The following is a 16,806-nucleotide window of genomic DNA, read 5'->3' as shown; positions in this document are numbered from 1 at the left end:
AACATGAAAAGGCCGTTGCACATGCAACGGCCTTTTTTCTTGGGCGCTGCAGACGCATCGACCCCAGAAGACCGCATCCATGGCGCAAAAAAAAGGGAGCCAGCGGCTCCCTTCCTGGATGAGAGGATCACCTCCCACGCATTACTTGCGCAGCAGTTGCTTGAGCACGTTCTGCAGGCGGCGCGCGCTGGCATCATCGCGCGGCGATGCCAGCACCCGGGCGGCATCGTTGCCCCAGGTTTCCTGCGGAGCAGGATCGTTGCGGCGCGTCAGCAGCTGCAGCTGCAGGGCACGGCGGGCGCTCAGATGTTCCGCAGGTGTGGGAACGTCGGCGGCCATTTCAAGGCGCAGCAGGGCTTCGCCCGCGTCTCCCTTGGGTGCCTGACCCAAGGCCTGCGACCAGGCACTGCGCACTTGTGCAGACACGCGACCGCCAAGCTGCTGGGCAGCAGGCATCTGGGCAGCATCACGCGACTCCCACGCCGCCATCAGCTGGGTCAGTGCTTCACCATGGGCCTGGGCCGCGAGCTTGCGCAGGGCGTCCTGGGCATGCTCCATGGCTTCACGCTGGGCGCGGAAGGCGGGGTCCGCCAGGCGCGGTCCGCGCTCTTCGCGCGGCTCGCGGCTGAAACGGCCACTGTCGCGGCTGTCTCGGCCATCCCGGCCGTCGCGACCACGGCCACCATCGCGGCGGTCGCCAGGACGGGCAGCACGTGCACCGCCCTCTTCCTTCTTCATGCCAGGACGATCATCGCCGCGCACGGCAACCACGGGGCGCACCGGCACCGGCTTGGCTTCGGACTCTTCCGAACCCGCTGCAGCAGCGGCAGGCTCCTGTGCTGGCTGGGCCGCATTCACGGAAGCATCGGCACGGCCACGCAGCGCTTGCTCCAGAGCCTCCACCGCAGCGCGGATTTGCTGCACGTCACCCGAGGTATTGGCAGCTTCCACGGCCTGCGACGCTTCCAGCACGCGGCGATCATGGTCGCTGAGTGCCACGGCTGCGGCGCGGGGGCCCCGCTCGGTGCCCTTGCGGTTGAAGGCTTCGTCCAGTGGCTTGCGGAAGGCATCCCAGAGCTTTTGCTCATGCTTGCGGTCCAGCGGCACGGCCTGCGCCTCGGCCTGCCAGCGCTGCTGCAGGGCCTTGACGGCGTCGATGCGCAGGTTGGGCGCTGCGCCCAGAGCGGTGGCTTCGTCGATCATGGCGTGGCGACGCTGCAGGCTGGCCTTTTGCGCGGCATGCAACGGAGCCTCGGCCAGGGCCATGGCCTGCTTGAACTGGGGTTGCAGTTCGGCAAACAGCTTCTCGCCGATGTGCCCGCTTTCACGCCAACGTTCAGCGAACTGGCGCAGTGCGCGCGCCGCGCCCTTGAGATCTTCGCTGGCGGACTGCTGTGCTGCCCAGGCCTTGATCTCTTCGATCAGCGCCAGGCGCTGTGCCTTGGACTGGGTGGCTTCGGTGCGCAGCTTGTCATGCCAGGACTCGACCACCTTGTGGGCCGTGTTGCAGGCTTCGTCAAACTTCTTCCACAGTGCGTGGTTGGCTGCGCTGCCCTGGTCGGCAAGCTTCCATTGCTCGCGCAGGCTGCGCAGCGATTCCTGGATCTTGCGGCCACCCAGCGCCTGGCCTTCAGGGCGGTTCAGCAGGGCTTCCGCCTTGGCAACCAGTTCCTCGCGCAGCTTGTCGGCGTTCTGGCGCGGCCAGCCTTCGGACTCGCCAGCTGCCAGAAGGGCCTCATGCACCTTGGTGACCAGTGCATCGTCCACCAGGCGGCCATGGGCCTTGATGGCGGCACGCACGGCTTGAACGGCAGCGGAGCCCGCCTTGCTTTCGCCAGCAGCCGTCTCGGCCTGGAGCTGCTCCAGCGCCTGGGTCAGTGCACTGCTGGCGGCAGCCACTTGCTCAGGCGATGTCTTCGCCTTGGGCTGGGCTGCGCTGCGGGCAGCGGGAGCGGGCTTGGACGGCTCGGCAGCCGCCGCCTCGGGAGGCAGGCCACGCGCCACGCGCAGTTCATCGGCCCACACGGGCACGGTGGGCAGCGGAGCGGCTTCGTCGGCGGCGGCAGCTTCGGTCAGCGCCAGTGCAGACTGGAAGGCATCCCAGACCAGGATCAGCTGTGCGCTGGCGGCTTCCAGCTGGGGCGGGAAGCGTCCGTCCACGCTGGCCCAGTTGGCATCGCCGGTGAGCTCGCCCGCCTGCTCCTGCCAGCGGGCCACGTCGGCTCGCAGGTTGTCCAGCACGGCCTGGGCATCGCGCCAGGGCTTGGTGGACAGGACCTCGATGCGCTGGGCCAGCAAAACAGCCACTTCGCGCTGGACCTGCACGCGATGCTGCAGTTCCTCGATGGCCTTGACACGCTCGGCCAGCTGGGCCTTGTGCTGCGACAGAGGTTCACGCGACAGCGGTGCGCCCGCCTTGGCGGCGTCGCGCTGCCAGGCGATGGCGTCGGCGGCATTGAAGGGCGATGCGACCAGCAGCGCCTGGGCCTTTTCAGCCCACTCCACTGCGATCTTTTCCTGGTCCTTGGTGCGGCGGATCTCGTCCAGGCGCTCACGCACGGCACGGGCCGCACCCTTGTCGCGCGCGCTCAGTTCCTTGAGGACGTCCTGCAATTGCTCGACCGAAGGCTGGGTTGCCAGCCAGTCGCGGATGCGCGCGGCGCGATCACCCGAGGTTTCGGCGGAGAAGGCACCGCCCGTGAGCACATCCAAGGGGTGTTGTTCGGGATTCTTGGCAGAAGCAGGGCTCACTTCAGGTGCATCGGACATGGTGCTGCGGGGGGAAAGAGAAGACATGAATCAATCGTTGAATGTCTGGCTGCCGCGGGCCGCCAGACGCGGCCGGCCAGGCCGCATGCGGGCATGCTAGCCGGACCGGGAAAACCATATTCTCGCCGTTATTTGAAGCGGAGCCAAAACCGGGCTACTGCGTGGACAGGCTGAGCTGGGCGCGCGGACTCCATTCCTGGTCGTCGGAGTCCAGTTTTGGAGCCCCCAGAAACAGGCGTTCAAGCGGCAACTGCTGCTGGGCAAGGTAGTCGCGCACGGCCACGGCGCGGGCCAGCGCCAGTTCGCGCATGGCGTCGTCGGGCACGGCAATCTGCTCCAGCAGCAGACTGCGCATCTGGTCGGTGGGCAGGTCCTTGGCCATGCCGATGACATTGCGCGGCTTGACAAAGTCGGCGCGACTGTACAGCGCCTTGGTCAAGGCCGGCACTTCGGAGGCGGGCAACTCGGTCACGGACTCTGCCGATTTGCCGTCGCGCAGCACCTGGCGGCGTTTCTGGGCGAGCAGCAGGCGATCGAGCTCCGCCTGCTTCCAGGCATCTTTGTCCTGCGCCTCGCGCGCCTCGCCGATCACGGTGAGCTTGAGGGCCGGGCGATCCTTGAGGGAGGCAACCACCTTGTCCAGGCTCTCGCGGGCCTTGCCGTCGATCTGGGCACGCCCCGGCGCAAAGGCCACCACGCCCGATTCGCTGCTGCCCCCAAAAGCGCCCGACAGCAGCGAGAACGGCGAGGTGATGGCCTTCATGATCAGGTTGCCAATGATCTTGAAGATGACCGGCGCCAGCCGAAATTGCGGGTCGTTGAGCGAGCCGCTGACCGGCAGGTCCAGGTCGATGACTCCGTTGCGGTCAGCCAACAGCGCCACCGCCAGGCGCACGGGCAGCGAGGCGGGCGCGCCTTCGACGGCTTCGCCGAAGGTGAGCTGATGCAGCACCAGCTTGTTGCGCGCCGTGAGCTGGCCATCGGGCTCGATCTTGTAGTTGACGTCCATGCTGAGCTTGCCGCGCTCGATCCCGTGGCCCGCGTACTTGATGGAGTACGGCGACAGCGGGGGCAGTTCCAGGTCGCGCATCTGGGCACGTATGTCCAGGGCCAGCGGCTTGGCCAGGGGATTGACTTGGCCGGTGATCTCCAGCGAAGCCGTGCCCTGGGCGCGGCCGCGCAGTTCCACATCCGCCAGTTGCGGCGCCTGCTGGCTGGCAGGCTGCTCGGACGAGAAGGCGCTCAGGCGACCCGCCAGCTCGCTGAGGTCGGCCGAGTAGTTGGGCTGGATGAAGTAGTCGGAGAACTGCACCCTGCCGCCCGTCAGCACAATCGGCCCGATCTTGATGACGGGCCCAGGCCCGGAGGTGGCCTGCGGTGGCGCCGGTTCGGCGGAAGCCGCCGTGCCATCCGCGGCCGGCGCGGCGTTCTGCTCCAGGGACTGCTGGGACTTCGCGGATTTGACGATGTCCTGCAGGTTGATGCGCCCGTTGCGCTGCACGATGACGCGCGCAAAGAAGTCGCTGAGCGCCGTCTCGCGCACGCTCAGGCGCAGCGGCTGGGCGGGCTGCATCTGCAGGTCCAGCCCGCGCACGGCCAGCGTCTTCCAGGCCAGCAGTTCATCGCGCAGGCCGAGTCCCAAGGCAACCGACTGGGCCTTGGCCCGGTCGGCCGTGGACTCGCTGAGCACGGCAGCCACGGCGCCTGCCGCGGTGCGTGGCGCGCCCTGCCCTGCGGCCTCGCCCGCCGCTTGCACGGGAGAGGCCAGCGCGGAGCGCATGCGCAGATCCACGAGCTCGACATCCCCCTGCACCGCCAGCTCGGGGCCGGCCGGTTGGCTGACAAAGCGCAGTTGTCCGAGGAAATTGCCGTCGGCGCGCACCAACTCCACATTGAGCATGTCGGCAAAGTAGGGCTCCAGCGCATGCAGCGGCAGGCTGCGCGCCTGCAACTTGCCCTGAAGCGACAGCGGCGCCAGCCCCAGGTCCCCCCGCAGGCTCAGCGAGCCCGCCTGGACACGCCGACCCGAGCCGACCTGGGCGGACAGCTCCAGCGGCGTGGGCGCGGATTTGGCGGCCAGCGGCTCGATGGCGCCCATACGAAGGCGCAGTGAACCCAGGTCCAGCGACACGGTGCGCGCCGAATCCGCGTTGCGCACGGGAGCTTCGTCACGCAGCGCAATGGCGCCGCCATCGACCTCCACCGCCTGCAGCTTCAGGCCCCAGGGCCGGGTCTTGTCCTTGCCGGCGTCCTGCGATTCGGACGCCGAGGAGGCGGGCGGCAGCCATTGCTCGTACATCCACCGGCCCTGGGCATCGCGCAACACGGCCAGCTGCGGCTTTTGCAATGCCAAGCGGCCAACGGAGACCTGCTGGCTGGCCAGATTGACCTGCACCTGTTCCAGCTGCAGATGCGCGATATCGATGGGCGCGGCCTTGTCCTTGAGGCTCAACTGCTCCACGCCCAGCCCGGCCACCTGAACCACCATGGCGGAACCGTTCCAGCCCAGGCCGGCGTCGGTGCTCAAAAGACCCGTCAGCTCGGGTCTGATATGGGCAGACAGGTACGGTGCCGCCAGTTGCAGCGGCAATTGCCGCGCGGAGATGGCCAGTTGGCCCTGCTTGTCGGTCAAGGCCCCGCTCAGCTGCAACTCGGCAGGTTTCGCCCCCTCCCCCGCCGATTCGGGCTGCACCTGCATGCTGGCAGCAAGCTGCAGCGGTTGCTCCAGGGGCCAGCGGATATCGCGCACCTGCAACGACAGCTCGCGCGCCTGCAGCGCAGCGCCCGACTTTCCAGCGTCGGGAACGGCATCGCGCCAGTGCACCGTGGCATTGGCAACGGACAGCCTGTCCAGGCTGACCTTCCACGGCTGGGGCGCGTCGGAGGCAGGCTTTTCCGCTGCCAGCCTGGCATCCGGGGAGGAAGCCCCCCCCATCGCCATCCAATTGATGCGGCCTTGCGCATCGCGGGCCGCAAAAATCTCGGGGGCGCTCCACTGCACGGACTCCAGCTCCGCAACCGATTGCAGCGGCTGCACGTTCTTGAGCACGGCGGCCAGGCGCTCGAAGCGCAGCAGGGGGGCGCCGTCGCGGTCGTGCAGCTCGGCGCCGGACAGGCTGACCTCCCCGGTGATGCGGACCACGGCCTGCTCGGCCTGCTCAAAGGAGATGTGCAGGTTGGCATCGAGCACGCCGGAACGCGGCTTGGCAGGCGCGGTGACGGGCACATAGCCCAAATAAGGCGTCAGGTCCACGCCCTGCCAGTTCAGATCGACAGCGGTCTGGCGCTGCTCGGTGAAGGGCGTGCTCTGGGCACTGGATTCAAACCGGCTGCCGTTGAGCGCAAAGGACAGGTGCGGGAGCACCTTGATCTCGCGCTTGGACTCCAGGTTGCTGATGAAGGGCAGGCGCAGCTGCAACTGCTCGAGCATGTGCTGGCGCTGCTGGACCTCGTCCTGCAATTCCACGCGGCCGTCGCGCAGCGCAATGTTGTACAGCGCAAAGCCCACGGGCCTGGAGGGCGGCGTGTCGCCGGGTTCGGCCAGCCTGGCCAGCACATCGTCCACATCGAAATGCCCCAGGCTCTGCTGGGTCAGGCGCAGCACCGGCGCATCGACCTCGATGGCATCCAGCACCGGCGCCAGCCGAAACAGCGACTGGATACTGGCATTGACATAGATACGGTCGATCTGAAGCTGGGGGGACGAAGATGAAGACGGCACGGACTCCGGCGCCGCGCCTTCCGCCTGGCTCCTGGCAATGCTCAGGTCCCGCAGGGTCAGCTCCAGCGACCAGGGCCGGAACTCCACTGCACCCACACGGACCTGACGGCCCAGCTTGGCCGATGCCTGCTTTTCCAGTTGACTCTTGGCCACAACGGGCACCAGCGCCCACAGCAGCAGCCACAGCAAAAGGAACGCCACAAGGGCGATGGCCAGCCTGCGCAGCCAGCGGTGCTTGAAGAGAGATTGCATGGGGCTCTGGTAACTAGTACAGCCCCACCCTGGGACACAGGACAGGGCAACGGCTGCATTGCACCAGAAATTGGGGCGGCAGCAACGGCTGGGTCCGCATCACGGCACATTTCTTGACGTTGCGGCCATCCTTGAACGACAAAGCCCGGAAGCCGTGAACCGGCTTCCGGGCTTTACGGCGGGCACAAGTCCCGACCGTTTTCCGCAGTCAAGGAGAGGATGGTCCTTGCTGCTTGGAAGCAAGAGATTGCTTCCAGGAAGGCCGCGGAAGAAGACTTGAACCACGGTATCCGAACTATCGAACACCACTTTTACCTGTCTTCCACTTTGGCGAGACGACTGCAGGAGCAGTCGCCTCAAATATAGAAGGACGCGGGGTCGGCCTGCCAGTGCTTTTGCATTTCATTGCAATTTCATGACGCACTCTGAAAACGGCGGAAGCGGTGTACATCGGTAGCACGCCACCCGCTCTTCAACACCTCAAAACTGTGTTTGCATCCATGGTTTGTTATTATTTATTGATCTAAAAAGTTGATTTCATAGTGTTGACCGTGTATTTGGTGAACTCCTAGAATCCGCCAGCGCTCGAATAGAGCGTTTTTTGTTTCTGCTGCCTCACGACTGAGCAGATCCCGCAGGCATACAACGCAATGGCGCACCAAGCGCCAGCCTCCCGGATCCGCAGCACCCAATCCAGGGTGTCAGCCTCACCGGCCTTCGCTTCGGCGAAGGCCGTTTCGGGTTGGTGCCCCTAGAAAGGAAAAAGCTATGCCAGCGTCAGGAAAATTTTTCGCCGCCGCGCGAACGTTCGCCATCGATGTGGCCAACGGTTTTCTTGCCATCATCCACAACAGCTTCGCCCTTCTGGGCTTGGCTGTGGCCTTCATGGCCATCACTTTGTTCGCCCGCCCTGACCTGCGCGATGCCGGAGAGAGCCAGCTGCGCTCCTGGCTGACCGCTCGCCAGATGGCCGAGCTGGGTGTTCCCGTCGAACTCGCTGCCAGCGATCGGGCGACGGCGACCAACCCCAAGAACCTGCCCAAGGAGCAGGCGGCCGTGGCCTTCTGGCTCAGCAAGAAGTACCGCGTGGCGCCCGAGCCCATCGCGGCACTGGTCAGCGAGGCCTACGACCTGGGCAAGGTCAACCGCCTGGACCCGACGCTGATCCTGGCCATCATGGCCATCGAGTCCAGCTTCAACCCGTTTGCGCAAAGCGCTGTCGGCGCGCAGGGCCTGATGCAGGTGATGACCACGGTGCATACCGACAAGTATGAGAACTTCGGTGGCCAGAATGCTGCCTTCGACCCGGTCAGCAATCTGCGCGTGGGCGTGCGCGTGCTCAAGGAATGCATCGAGCGCGCCGGCTCCATCGAAGGAGGCCTGCGCTACTACGTGGGCGCGGCCAACCTGCCCACCGATGGTGGCTACGCCGCCAAGGTGCTGGCCGAGCACCAGCGCCTGCGCATGGCTGCCGGCCTGCGTGCCGTGCCTTTGATGACCGCCAAGGTAGATCAGCCCCGGCAGGCCGTACAGATTGCCTCCACCAAGCCGGCCACCCCCGTGGCCGAGGCCTCGGGCCCGGCAGCATCGGCTGCGCCTGCAGCCGTGCCGGTCAGCTCGAGCAACACCTCTGCCCGCTCCGAGCAGGTGGCCCTTCAGTCCCAGGAGCCGGCGCTTTAGCCTGACTTCCCGGCATAGTGAGTGCACAGCTGGCCAAGGCCAGCTTTTTTCATGCCCGATCCAACTGCAGTTGGCCCACGCAAACGCCTTCTGCAACGCCCCTGCCAGGTCTTCGGCGCCACCGGCTCAGCTACACTAGCGGGGTACGCAACTGGCGATAGGCGCAGCCGCTTCACGCACCGCTGCCGCTGACGTGGAAACCAGCAGAAGGCCCGAGAAGGACCACCTTCTGTGAACCACCGGGGAGCGTACCGCCCAGCCTCCATGCGCACGCGGGATCTGGAGTGTTCCGCCGTTCGCCTGGGCAGCCCTTGGCCTCAAGGGAATTTCAAGTTCACAGGACTGCCATGTTTCAACGCACCAATACCGTCGAGAAGGTCGACGCCGAAGTCTTTGCCGCCATCCAGGCCGAGAACCTGCGTCAACAAGAACATATCGAGCTGATCGCCAGCGAGAACTATTGCTCGCCTGCCGTCATGGAAGCCCAGGGCTCCCAGCTCACCAACAAGTACGCCGAAGGCTATCCGGGCAAGCGCTACTACGGCGGCTGCGAGAACGTCGATGTGGTCGAGCAACTCGCCATCGACCGCGTCAAGAAGCTGTTCGGCGCCGAAGCCGCCAACGTGCAGCCCAACTCCGGCTCCCAGGCCAACCAGGCAGTGCTGATGGCCTTTGCCAAGCCCGGCGACACCATCATGGGCATGAGCCTGGCCGAAGGCGGCCACCTGACGCACGGCATGCCGCTGAACATGTCGGGCAAGTGGTTCAACGTGGTCTCCTACGGCCTGAATGCCGAAGAAGCCATCGACTACGACAAGATGGAAGCGCTGGCGCGCGAGCACAAGCCCCGCATCATCGTGGCCGGCGCATCGGCCTACGCCCTGGCCATCGACTTCGAGCGCTTCGCCAAGATCGCCCGGGAAGTCGGCGCCATCTTCTGGGTGGACATGGCCCACTATGCCGGCCTGATCGCCGCAGGCGTGTACCCCAACCCCGTGCCCCACGCCGACGTGGTCACCACCACCACGCACAAGAGCCTGCGCGGCCCGCGCGGCGGCGTGATCCTGATGAAGGCCGAGCACGAGAAGGCCATCAACAGCGCCATCTTCCCCGGCCTGCAAGGCGGCCCGCTGATGCATGTCATTGCCGGCAAGGCCGTGGCCTTCAAGGAAGCGCTGTCGCCCGAGTTCAAGACCTACCAGGAACAGGTCGTGAAGAACGCCAAGGTTGTCGCGGAAACGCTGACAGCACGCGGTCTGCGCATCGTCTCCGGCCGCACGGAAAGCCACGTCATGCTGGTGGACCTGCGCGCCAAGGGCATCACCGGCAAGGCGGCCGAAGCCGCGCTGGGTGCCGCCCACATGACGATCAACAAGAACTCCATCCCCAACGATCCCGAAAAGCCGATGGTGACCAGCGGCATCCGCGTGGGCACGCCCGCCATGACCACGCGCGGCTTCAAGGAAGAGGAAGCCCGCCTGACAGCCAACCTGCTGGCCGACGTGCTGGAGAACCCCAGCGACGAAGCCAACCTGGCCCGCGTGCGCGCCCAGGTGGCCGAGCTGACGGCCCGCTTCCCGGTCTACGGCGCCTGAGTTGCACGCATAGAGGCCTGCCATGAAGTGCCCGTTCTGCAGCCATCCGGACACCCAGGTCGTGGAGACCCGCGAGGCCGAGGATGGGGGCTTCATCCGCCGCCGCCGCCAGTGCGGCGGCTGCGACAAGCGCTTTACGACCTATGAGCGGCCCGAGGTCAGCTTTCCCGCCATCGTCAAGAAGGACGGGCGGCGCATCGAGTACGAGCGCGCCAAGCTGCTGGGCTCGTTCAAGATCGCGCTGCGCAAGCGCCCCGTGAGCACAGAGCAGATCGATGCCGCCATCGAGCGCATCGAGGAGCGGCTGCGCAACCTGGGCGAGCGCGAAGTGCTCTCCAGCCGCCTGGGCGAGATGGTGATGCGCGAGCTCAAGCTGCTCGACAAGGTCGGCTACATCCGCTACGCCAGCGTCTACCGCAGCTTCGAGGATGTGGACGATTTCAAGAACGTCATGGATGAGGTGCGCAATCCCGGCTGATCAGGCCGGCAGGACGCAAGAAAGCCGCCCTTGGGCGGCTTTTTCTTTGGTGGCCTGGCAGTGTTTCAGGGCGCGGCGGCAGGGATGGGAGCCAGGCCCGAATCCACGTCACCGCACTGGGCACGGTGGCGCAGCGCATGGTCCATCACCACCAGGGCCAGCAGCGCCTCGGCGATGGGCGCTGCGCGGATGCCGACGCAGGGGTCGTGGCGGCCCTTGGTGATGACCTCGGTGCTCTGGCCCTGCACGTCGATGGATTCGCGCGGCGTGATGATGGAACTGGTGGGCTTGATGCCTATGCGCACTTCCAGGTCCTGGCCCGTGCTGATGCCGCCGACGATGCCACCGGCGTTGTTGCTGCGAAAGCCTTCGGGACTCAGCGAGTCGCCGTGCGTGGTGCCGCGCTGGACCACACTGTCGAAACCCGCACCGATCTCCACGGCCTTGACCGCGTTCAGGCCCATCATGGCGTAGGCGATATCGGCATCCAGGCGGTCATACAGCGGCTGGCCCAGGCCCACCGGCATGCCGCTGGCCTGCACACGCAGCGCAGCGCCGCAGGAGTCGCCCGACTTGCGCAGCGCATCCATGTATTCCTCGTATTGGGACACATCGGCCACCGGCGCAAAGAAGGGGTTGTTGCGCACATGCTCCCAGCTCTCGAAGGGCAGCGACAGCTCGCCCACCTGGGTCATGCAGGCGCGGAACTCGGTGCCGAACTTTTCCTTGAGCCACTTCCTGGCCACGGCACCAGCGGCCACCGTAGGGGCCGTCAGCCGTGCCGAGGAACGGCCGCCGCCGCGCGGATCACGGATGCCGTATTTCTGGAAGTAGGCGTAGTCGGCATGGCCGGGACGAAAGCTCTGCGCAATGTTGGAGTAGTCCTTGCTGCGCTGGTCGGTATTGCGGATCAGCAGCGCGATCGGCGTGCCCGTGGTGCGGCCTTCGTAGACGCCCGAGAGGATTTCCACCGCATCGGGCTCGTTGCGCTGGGTCACGAACTTGCTGGTGCCGGGGCGGCGGCGATCCAGTTCTTGCTGGATATCCGCTTCGTTCAGCGCCATGCCGGGCGGACAGCCGTCGATGACGCAGCCTATGGCCGGGCCATGCGATTCGCCGAAGTTGGTGACAGTGAATAGGGTGCCGAAGGTGTTGCCGCTCATAGGCCGACGATTATGCCCGGGTAGCCCGCAAGCGCCGTGCCCGCGGCGGCGGTGCATTGCGCAGGCAGCCATCGCCCAGCGAGAATAAAAATAGCTATCGGATTGCAAATATTCATAGTTAAAATTGCAATCCATCCTTTTTCAACCGCCTGCGAATCACCACGCTGGCACCAGCCGCAAACTGCGGGAGGTTCGTGAAATGCAGGCCTCTTACGACTCAACGCAAATCCAGGATCACGGCGACCATGCGGGCAGCACTCCACCGGCATCGCCTGGCCTTCAGCCCAAGGACGAGGAGCAGGACCTTCGCCCCTCGCTGCTGAATGTACTGCTGACATCGTCCAGCCCTGGCGATTTCAGAACCCGCAATAGGCTTGCCCAGGCCAAGCAGTACATGCGGGCCCGGCTCGACGACCCCGAGCTCAAGCCCTTGCAGGTGGCTCGGGACATGGGCATGTCGCTGCGCAGCCTGGCGCGGCTGTTTGCCACCGAAGGGCTGACCCCGAGCCGCTGGCTCTGGAACGAACGGCTGGCCCAGGCGCACCTGCTGCTTCGGGCAGACAATGCGCGGCGCGTGACCGATGTGGCACTGGCTTGCGGCTTCACCAGCTTCTCGCACTTCAGCCGTGTCTTCAGACAGGCCTATGACGTGCCGCCCAGCGCCTTGCTCAAGCCCAAACGCCGCCGCGTGCACTGACAGGTCCTGCTGCCCATCCATTCGCTGTTCACGCGACTGTCTGCTTTGCGCCCTGCGCACAAAGACAAAGGCCTCCGCCGCATTTTGCGTTCGGAGGCCTTGCTACCCAAGGTGAAACGATCGAAAGGTCGATATCGCCCCGATGATCAGTCCGCGCCCTGGCGCTCGCCCTCGGGCCAGTCGCGGATGTAGGCCTTGAGCATGCGGTTCTCGAAGTTCTGGCTGTCCACCACGGCCTTGGCCACGTCGTACAGGCTGATCACGCCCATCAGCATGCGCTTGTCCATCACCGGCATGTAGCGTGCGTGGCGGTCCAGCATCATGCGGCGCACCTCGTCCATGTCGGTTTCCATGGTGCAGGTCATGGGAGCGTCGTCCATGGCCGAGCGCACCAGCGTCTCACCCACCCCGCCGTGCTTGACGAAGCCCTGGATCACTTCGCGGAAGGTCAGCATGCCGACCACGTCGCCATGCTCCATGACCACGAGGGAGCCGATATCGCGCTCCGACATCACCTGCACCGCGCTGGCCAGGCTTTCGTCCGGCGACACCGTGTAGAGGGTGTTGCCCTTGACGCGCAGGATGTCACTTACTTTCATGCCGTATCTCCAAATTTGTCTGTGTCGCCGTGGTTGCGGCAAGCCCGTGTCTGACAGGAAATATAGCCCACAATGCCCGCTTGCCTTGACAACCATGGAGACAGGAATGCCCGGCTACTCGGACCCCGGCTTTGACACCCTGGCGCTGCACGCGGGCGCACAGCCCGACCCCGCCACCGGAGCGCGCGCGACGCCCATCCACCTCACGACCTCGTTCGTGTTCGAGTCCAGCGACCATGCGGCCTCGCTGTTCAACCTGGAGCGCCCAGGGCACGTCTACAGCCGCATCTCCAATCCCACGAACGCCGTGCTGGAGCAGCGCGTCTCGGCCCTGGAAGGCGGCGTAGGCGCCATCGCCGTGGCCAGTGGGCAGGCGGCGCTGCACCTGTCGGTGGCCACGCTCATGGGCGCGGGCAGCCATATCGTGGCCAGCACAGCGCTGTACGGCGGCTCGCAGAACCTGCTGCACTACACGCTGGCGCGCTTCGGCATAGAAACCACCTTCGTCAAGCCCGGCGACATCGACGGCTGGCGCGCCGCGGTGCGCCCCAACACCAAGCTGTTCTTCGGCGAGACCGTGGGCAACCCGGGCCTGGACGTGCTGGACATTCCCACCATCAGCGCCATCGCACATGAGGCCGGCGTGCCGCTGCTGGTGGACTCCACGCTGACCTCGCCCTGGCTGATGAAGCCGCTGGAGCATGGCGCGGACATCGTCTACCACTCGGCCACCAAATTCCTGTCGGGCCACGGCACCGTGGTCGGCGGCATCGTGGTGGATGGCGGCAGCTTCGACTGGGAAAAGTCGGGGCGCTTCCCGGAGCTGACCGAGCCCTACGACGGTTTCCACAACATGGTGTTCAGCGAGGAAAGCAGCACCGGCGCCTTCCTGCTGCGCGCCCGCCGCGAAGGCCTGCGCGACTTCGGCGCCTGCATGAGCCCGCATACGGCCTGGCTGATCCTGCAGGGCATAGAGACGCTGCCGCTGCGCATGGAGCGCCACATCCGCAATACCGAGAAGGTGGTGCAATTCCTGGCCAGCCATCCGCTGGTGGGCCGCGTGGGCCACCCGCTGCTGGAGACCCATCCCTCGCACCAACTGGCAAAGAAGCTGCTGCCGCGCGGCGCGGGCTCGGTGTTCAGTTTCGACATCAAGGGCAACCGCAACCAGGGGCGCAAGTTCATCGAGACGCTCAAGGTCTTCAGCCACCTGGCCAACGTGGGCGACTGCCGCAGCCTGGTGATCCATCCGGCCAGCACCACGCATTTCCGCATGAGCGACGAAGCACTGGCCCAGGCCGGCATCGGCCAGGGCACGATACGCCTGTCCATCGGACTGGAGGATGCCGACGACCTGATCGATGACCTCAAGCGCGCCCTCAAGGCCGCTGAAAAGGCAGCGTGAGCCGACAAGGGAGACACCAACAATGAAGATCGATGTTCAGGGCCACGCTATCTACGCCTATACCGGCGGCAAGGCCTTCAACCCCGCCCAGCCCACGGCCATCCTCATCCACGGCGTGCTGTGCGACCACAGCGTCTGGGCCCTGCAAAGCCGCTACCTGGCCAACCACGGCTGGAACGTGCTGGCCATAGACCTGCCCGGCCACTGCCGCAGCGCGGGTGACGCGCCCGCCAGCGTGGAGGCAGCGGCGGATTTCATCGGCCAGCTCATGGATGCGGCAGGCATCGGGAAGGCCGCGCTGGTAGGCCACAGCTGGGGCAGCCTGATCGCCATGGAAGCGGCCGCCCGGCTGGGCGCGCGCGTCAGCCACCTGGTGCTGGTGGGCACGGCCTATCCGATGAAGGTCTCGCCCGCACTGCTGGACTCCGCACTGAGCACGCCAGAGCAGGCCATCCGCATGGTGAACGTGTTCTCGCGCGCCACGCTGGCGCCACCCAGCGGCGCAGGCAGCTGGGTATTCGGCGCCGGCATGGCGCTGGGCCGGCGCGTGCTGGCCAGCAATGACCGCACCAACCTGCTGCACACCGGCTTCAAGGCCTGCGACAGCTACGCGGGCGGCGAGGCGGCCATGGCGGCGCTGCAATGTCCGGTCCTGTTCGCCCTGGGCGAGCAGGACCAGATGACGCCGCCCAAGGCCGCCAAGGGCCTGATCGAGGCGGCCCGGGGCGCGCAGCGCCAGGTCAGCATCGTGCACCTGCCCAGCGGCCACAACCAGATGACCGAGGCGCCCGACCAGACGCTGTTCGCCATCCGGGATTTCCTGGTGCGCTGAGCCCGGCCGGGTCCTGCCCGCAGGGCCCGGACGCACTCACGCGCCGCGCGCGGGGAAGATGCTCTTTTTCACGAGCGCGTGCACGCCCCAGTTGCCATCCACCACCTGGGTGATGCCGAAGTCCACGGCAATCGACATCAGCGAGATGGCCTCGTCCTCTCCCAATCCCTGGGTGGTCATGAGGAAGTGGCGCATCTTGTGATAGGCGTCGCGCAGCGCCAGGTCCACGGAAGACTTCTTGAAGATCTGGTTTTGCGCATCAGGCCCCAGCTCCGCCAGGTAGTTGGCGTAGCTGAAGCCGTGCAGCAGCCATTCGTCCTGGGTTTCGAGCAGCGGATAGGCCAGTTCGGCCAGCGGCGTTCCAGGCAGGTCCGCCTTCTTGTGCAGGACCAGCTGGAAGGTGCCGGTCAGCGAGCACTCGATGGCCGTGCCGCACAGCTCGGAGTCCCCCTGCGAGGCATGCGGATCGCCCACGGTGAAGTTGGCCCCTGGCACGGCCACGGGGAAATACATGGTCGCCCCCTTGCCGATGCGCCAGTTGTCGATGTTGCCGCCCGTGTGGTTGGGCGGAATGGAGCTGGCCATCTCCACCTCGGCCGGCGCCACGCCGATGGTGCCGAAGTGCGGGCGCACGGGAACGCGGATATTGCGCAGCACGTTTTCGTTCTTGCTGATCGTGCGGTGGTCCACGGGCACGCCCGGATAGTCGATGGTCGGGTGGACCACGCCGAAGGGGTCGGTCTGCGGCGTCCAGCGGTAGTTGTAGACGGCGCGGGCCCAGTTGCGCTCGCCGGTCGCATCCACCTCGTAGATGGTGACCACCTCGCGCTTTCGGGGCTCGGTGAGCGTGTCGCCATAGTGAAAGCCCCAGTTCGCCGCCGCATTGCTGCCGAAGGTCCGGCCCTTGAACTGCGGGTTGCCCGAGGGGCGTGGCACCACATCAATGATGCGCACTTCCAGCACATCGCCGGGCTGGGCGCCCTTGATGCGTACCGGCCCCGTGCAGATGTGCACGCCCTGGCCTCCGCCTGCGCCATTCTTGGCATCCATGGGACCGGCGCCCCGGCGATCGACGTTCTTGCGCTGGCTGTCCCAGTGGAACACGCTCTCGGCGCCAGGGTCGCCCCGGACCATGCGTTCGGCATCGTCATTGGCGTGGTGGGTCAGCGTCTCCACGGTCACGTAGTCACCCGATTCGACTTCGACCACCGGCTTGGCCGATCTGCTGAAGTAGCCCCAGAGCACGGTGCTGGCAGAGGCGGGAATGTAGTAGTGGCTGGCCATGCCCTGGCCGGCCCGGGCGCCAGGCGCGCCCTGGGCAAAGGCCCGGGACGGTGCCATCGCACCGCTGATGGCGCCGGCCGAGACCGCGCCGCCACCGACCACCATGGCGTCGCGCAGGAAGGAGCGGCGTGCAACCTGGAATTCCTCGCGGATCAGCTTCTCGTCGGCTGGCGAAGCACCGTGCTGGCAGCCCGGGCCGCAGATATGTTCTTGGTAGGGGATGGTCATCGAAAATACTCCTGCTGTTGTGGATCGGTGCCGGCAGCGCCAGTGTCCAGGCGAGCATGTCCAGGCCGGTTGTTCCTGCGCGCACAAAAACTTGTCGCGGCTG

At 66.1% G+C, this 16,806-nt stretch carries 11 protein-coding genes and 1 riboswitch; of the genes, 6 read left to right on the top strand and 5 right to left on the bottom strand.

The features are described 5' to 3' along the window. Window positions 1-141 precede the first annotated feature (141 nt). Window positions 142-2,769: a DUF349 domain-containing protein gene (locus KDK82_RS04225; protein ID WP_088164098.1), complete on the bottom strand. Its 2,628-nt coding sequence runs from the start codon at window positions 2,767-2,769 to the stop codon at window positions 142-144. A gap of 154 nt (window positions 2,770-2,923) precedes the next feature. Next, window positions 2,924-6,742: a DUF748 domain-containing protein gene (locus KDK82_RS04220; protein ID WP_088164097.1), complete on the bottom strand. Its 3,819-nt coding sequence runs from the start codon at window positions 6,740-6,742 to the stop codon at window positions 2,924-2,926. 768 nt (window positions 6,743-7,510) lie between these two features. Here KDK82_RS04220 and KDK82_RS04215 point away from each other — a divergent pair. The 3 genes from KDK82_RS04215 (at window position 7,511) to nrdR (ending at window position 10,495) form a co-directional block, all read left to right on the top strand. Next, window positions 7,511-8,422 carry a lytic transglycosylase domain-containing protein gene (locus tag KDK82_RS04215; RefSeq protein WP_088164096.1) on the top strand — a complete coding sequence of 304 codons (912 nt, stop codon included), beginning with the start codon at window positions 7,511-7,513 and terminating at the stop codon, window positions 8,420-8,422. Window positions 8,423-8,559: 137 nt separating this feature from the next. Continuing rightward, window positions 8,560-8,735: riboswitch (ZMP/ZTP riboswitch) on the top strand. A 34-nt stretch (window positions 8,736-8,769) separates the two neighbouring features. Beyond that, window positions 8,770-10,017, top strand: a complete 1,248-nt coding sequence (glyA, locus tag KDK82_RS04210) for a serine hydroxymethyltransferase (RefSeq protein ID WP_043819034.1) — start codon at window positions 8,770-8,772, stop codon at window positions 10,015-10,017. 22 nt (window positions 10,018-10,039) lie between these two features. Then, window positions 10,040-10,495: a transcriptional regulator NrdR gene (gene nrdR / locus KDK82_RS04205; protein WP_012206755.1), complete on the top strand. Its 456-nt coding sequence runs from the start codon at window positions 10,040-10,042 to the stop codon at window positions 10,493-10,495. A 65-nt stretch (window positions 10,496-10,560) separates the two neighbouring features. Here nrdR and aroC read toward each other — a convergent pair whose 3' ends face one another. Beyond that, window positions 10,561-11,658: a chorismate synthase gene (gene aroC, locus KDK82_RS04200; RefSeq protein WP_088164095.1), complete on the bottom strand. Its 1,098-nt coding sequence runs from the start codon at window positions 11,656-11,658 to the stop codon at window positions 10,561-10,563. 124 nt (window positions 11,659-11,782) lie between these two features. Between aroC and KDK82_RS04195 the strand changes: the two genes are divergently transcribed. Next, window positions 11,783-12,355, top strand: coding sequence for a helix-turn-helix domain-containing protein (locus tag KDK82_RS04195; protein ID WP_256974393.1), 573 nt, complete (start codon window positions 11,783-11,785; stop codon window positions 12,353-12,355). 146 nt (window positions 12,356-12,501) lie between these two features. On the opposite strand, the gene KDK82_RS04190 is transcribed toward KDK82_RS04195, so the two are convergent. Next, a complete protein-coding gene (locus KDK82_RS04190) occupies window positions 12,502-12,954 on the bottom strand; it encodes a CBS domain-containing protein (RefSeq protein WP_012206758.1) in 453 nt (150 codons plus the stop codon). Between the two features lie 106 nt (window positions 12,955-13,060). On the opposite strand from KDK82_RS04190, the gene KDK82_RS04185 reads away from it, so the two are divergent. Then, window positions 13,061-14,359, top strand: coding sequence for an O-acetylhomoserine aminocarboxypropyltransferase (locus KDK82_RS04185; protein ID WP_012206759.1), 1,299 nt, complete (start codon window positions 13,061-13,063; stop codon window positions 14,357-14,359). A gap of 22 nt (window positions 14,360-14,381) precedes the next feature. Further along, window positions 14,382-15,191 carry an alpha/beta fold hydrolase gene (locus tag KDK82_RS04180; protein ID WP_088164094.1) on the top strand — a complete coding sequence of 270 codons (810 nt, stop codon included), beginning with the start codon at window positions 14,382-14,384 and terminating at the stop codon, window positions 15,189-15,191. A gap of 36 nt (window positions 15,192-15,227) precedes the next feature. Here the strand turns inward: KDK82_RS04180 and KDK82_RS04175 are convergent, their stop codons facing one another. Continuing rightward, window positions 15,228-16,703 (bottom strand): acetamidase/formamidase family protein, encoded by a 1,476-nt coding sequence (locus tag KDK82_RS04175; RefSeq protein ID WP_088164093.1) that lies wholly within the window; start codon window positions 16,701-16,703, stop codon window positions 15,228-15,230. Window positions 16,704-16,806 lie beyond the last annotated feature (103 nt).

This window comes from Delftia sp. K82, from assembly GCF_002193035.1.
GTDB classification, from domain to species: domain Bacteria; phylum Pseudomonadota; class Gammaproteobacteria; order Burkholderiales; family Burkholderiaceae_C; genus Comamonas; species Comamonas acidovorans.
This window is presented reverse-complemented; position numbering and strand designations above follow the sequence as displayed.

Coding starts and splice junctions, on each gene's coding strand:
- KDK82_RS04185 (WP_012206759.1), top strand. CDS start 13,061: ATGCCCGGCTACTCGGACCCCGGCTTTGACACCCTGGCGCTGCACGCG.
- aroC (WP_088164095.1), bottom strand. CDS start 11,658: ATGAGCGGCAACACCTTCGGCACCCTATTCACTGTCACCAACTTCGGC.
- glyA (WP_043819034.1), top strand. CDS start 8,770: ATGTTTCAACGCACCAATACCGTCGAGAAGGTCGACGCCGAAGTCTTT.
- nrdR (WP_012206755.1), top strand. CDS start 10,040: ATGAAGTGCCCGTTCTGCAGCCATCCGGACACCCAGGTCGTGGAGACC.
- KDK82_RS04220 (WP_088164097.1), bottom strand. CDS start 6,742: ATGCAATCTCTCTTCAAGCACCGCTGGCTGCGCAGGCTGGCCATCGCC.
- KDK82_RS04190 (WP_012206758.1), bottom strand. CDS start 12,954: ATGAAAGTAAGTGACATCCTGCGCGTCAAGGGCAACACCCTCTACACG.
- KDK82_RS04225 (WP_088164098.1), bottom strand. CDS start 2,769: ATGTCCGATGCACCTGAAGTGAGCCCTGCTTCTGCCAAGAATCCCGAA.
- KDK82_RS04175 (WP_088164093.1), bottom strand. CDS start 16,703: ATGACCATCCCCTACCAAGAACATATCTGCGGCCCGGGCTGCCAGCAC.
- KDK82_RS04215 (WP_088164096.1), top strand. CDS start 7,511: ATGCCAGCGTCAGGAAAATTTTTCGCCGCCGCGCGAACGTTCGCCATC.
- KDK82_RS04180 (WP_088164094.1), top strand. CDS start 14,382: ATGAAGATCGATGTTCAGGGCCACGCTATCTACGCCTATACCGGCGGC.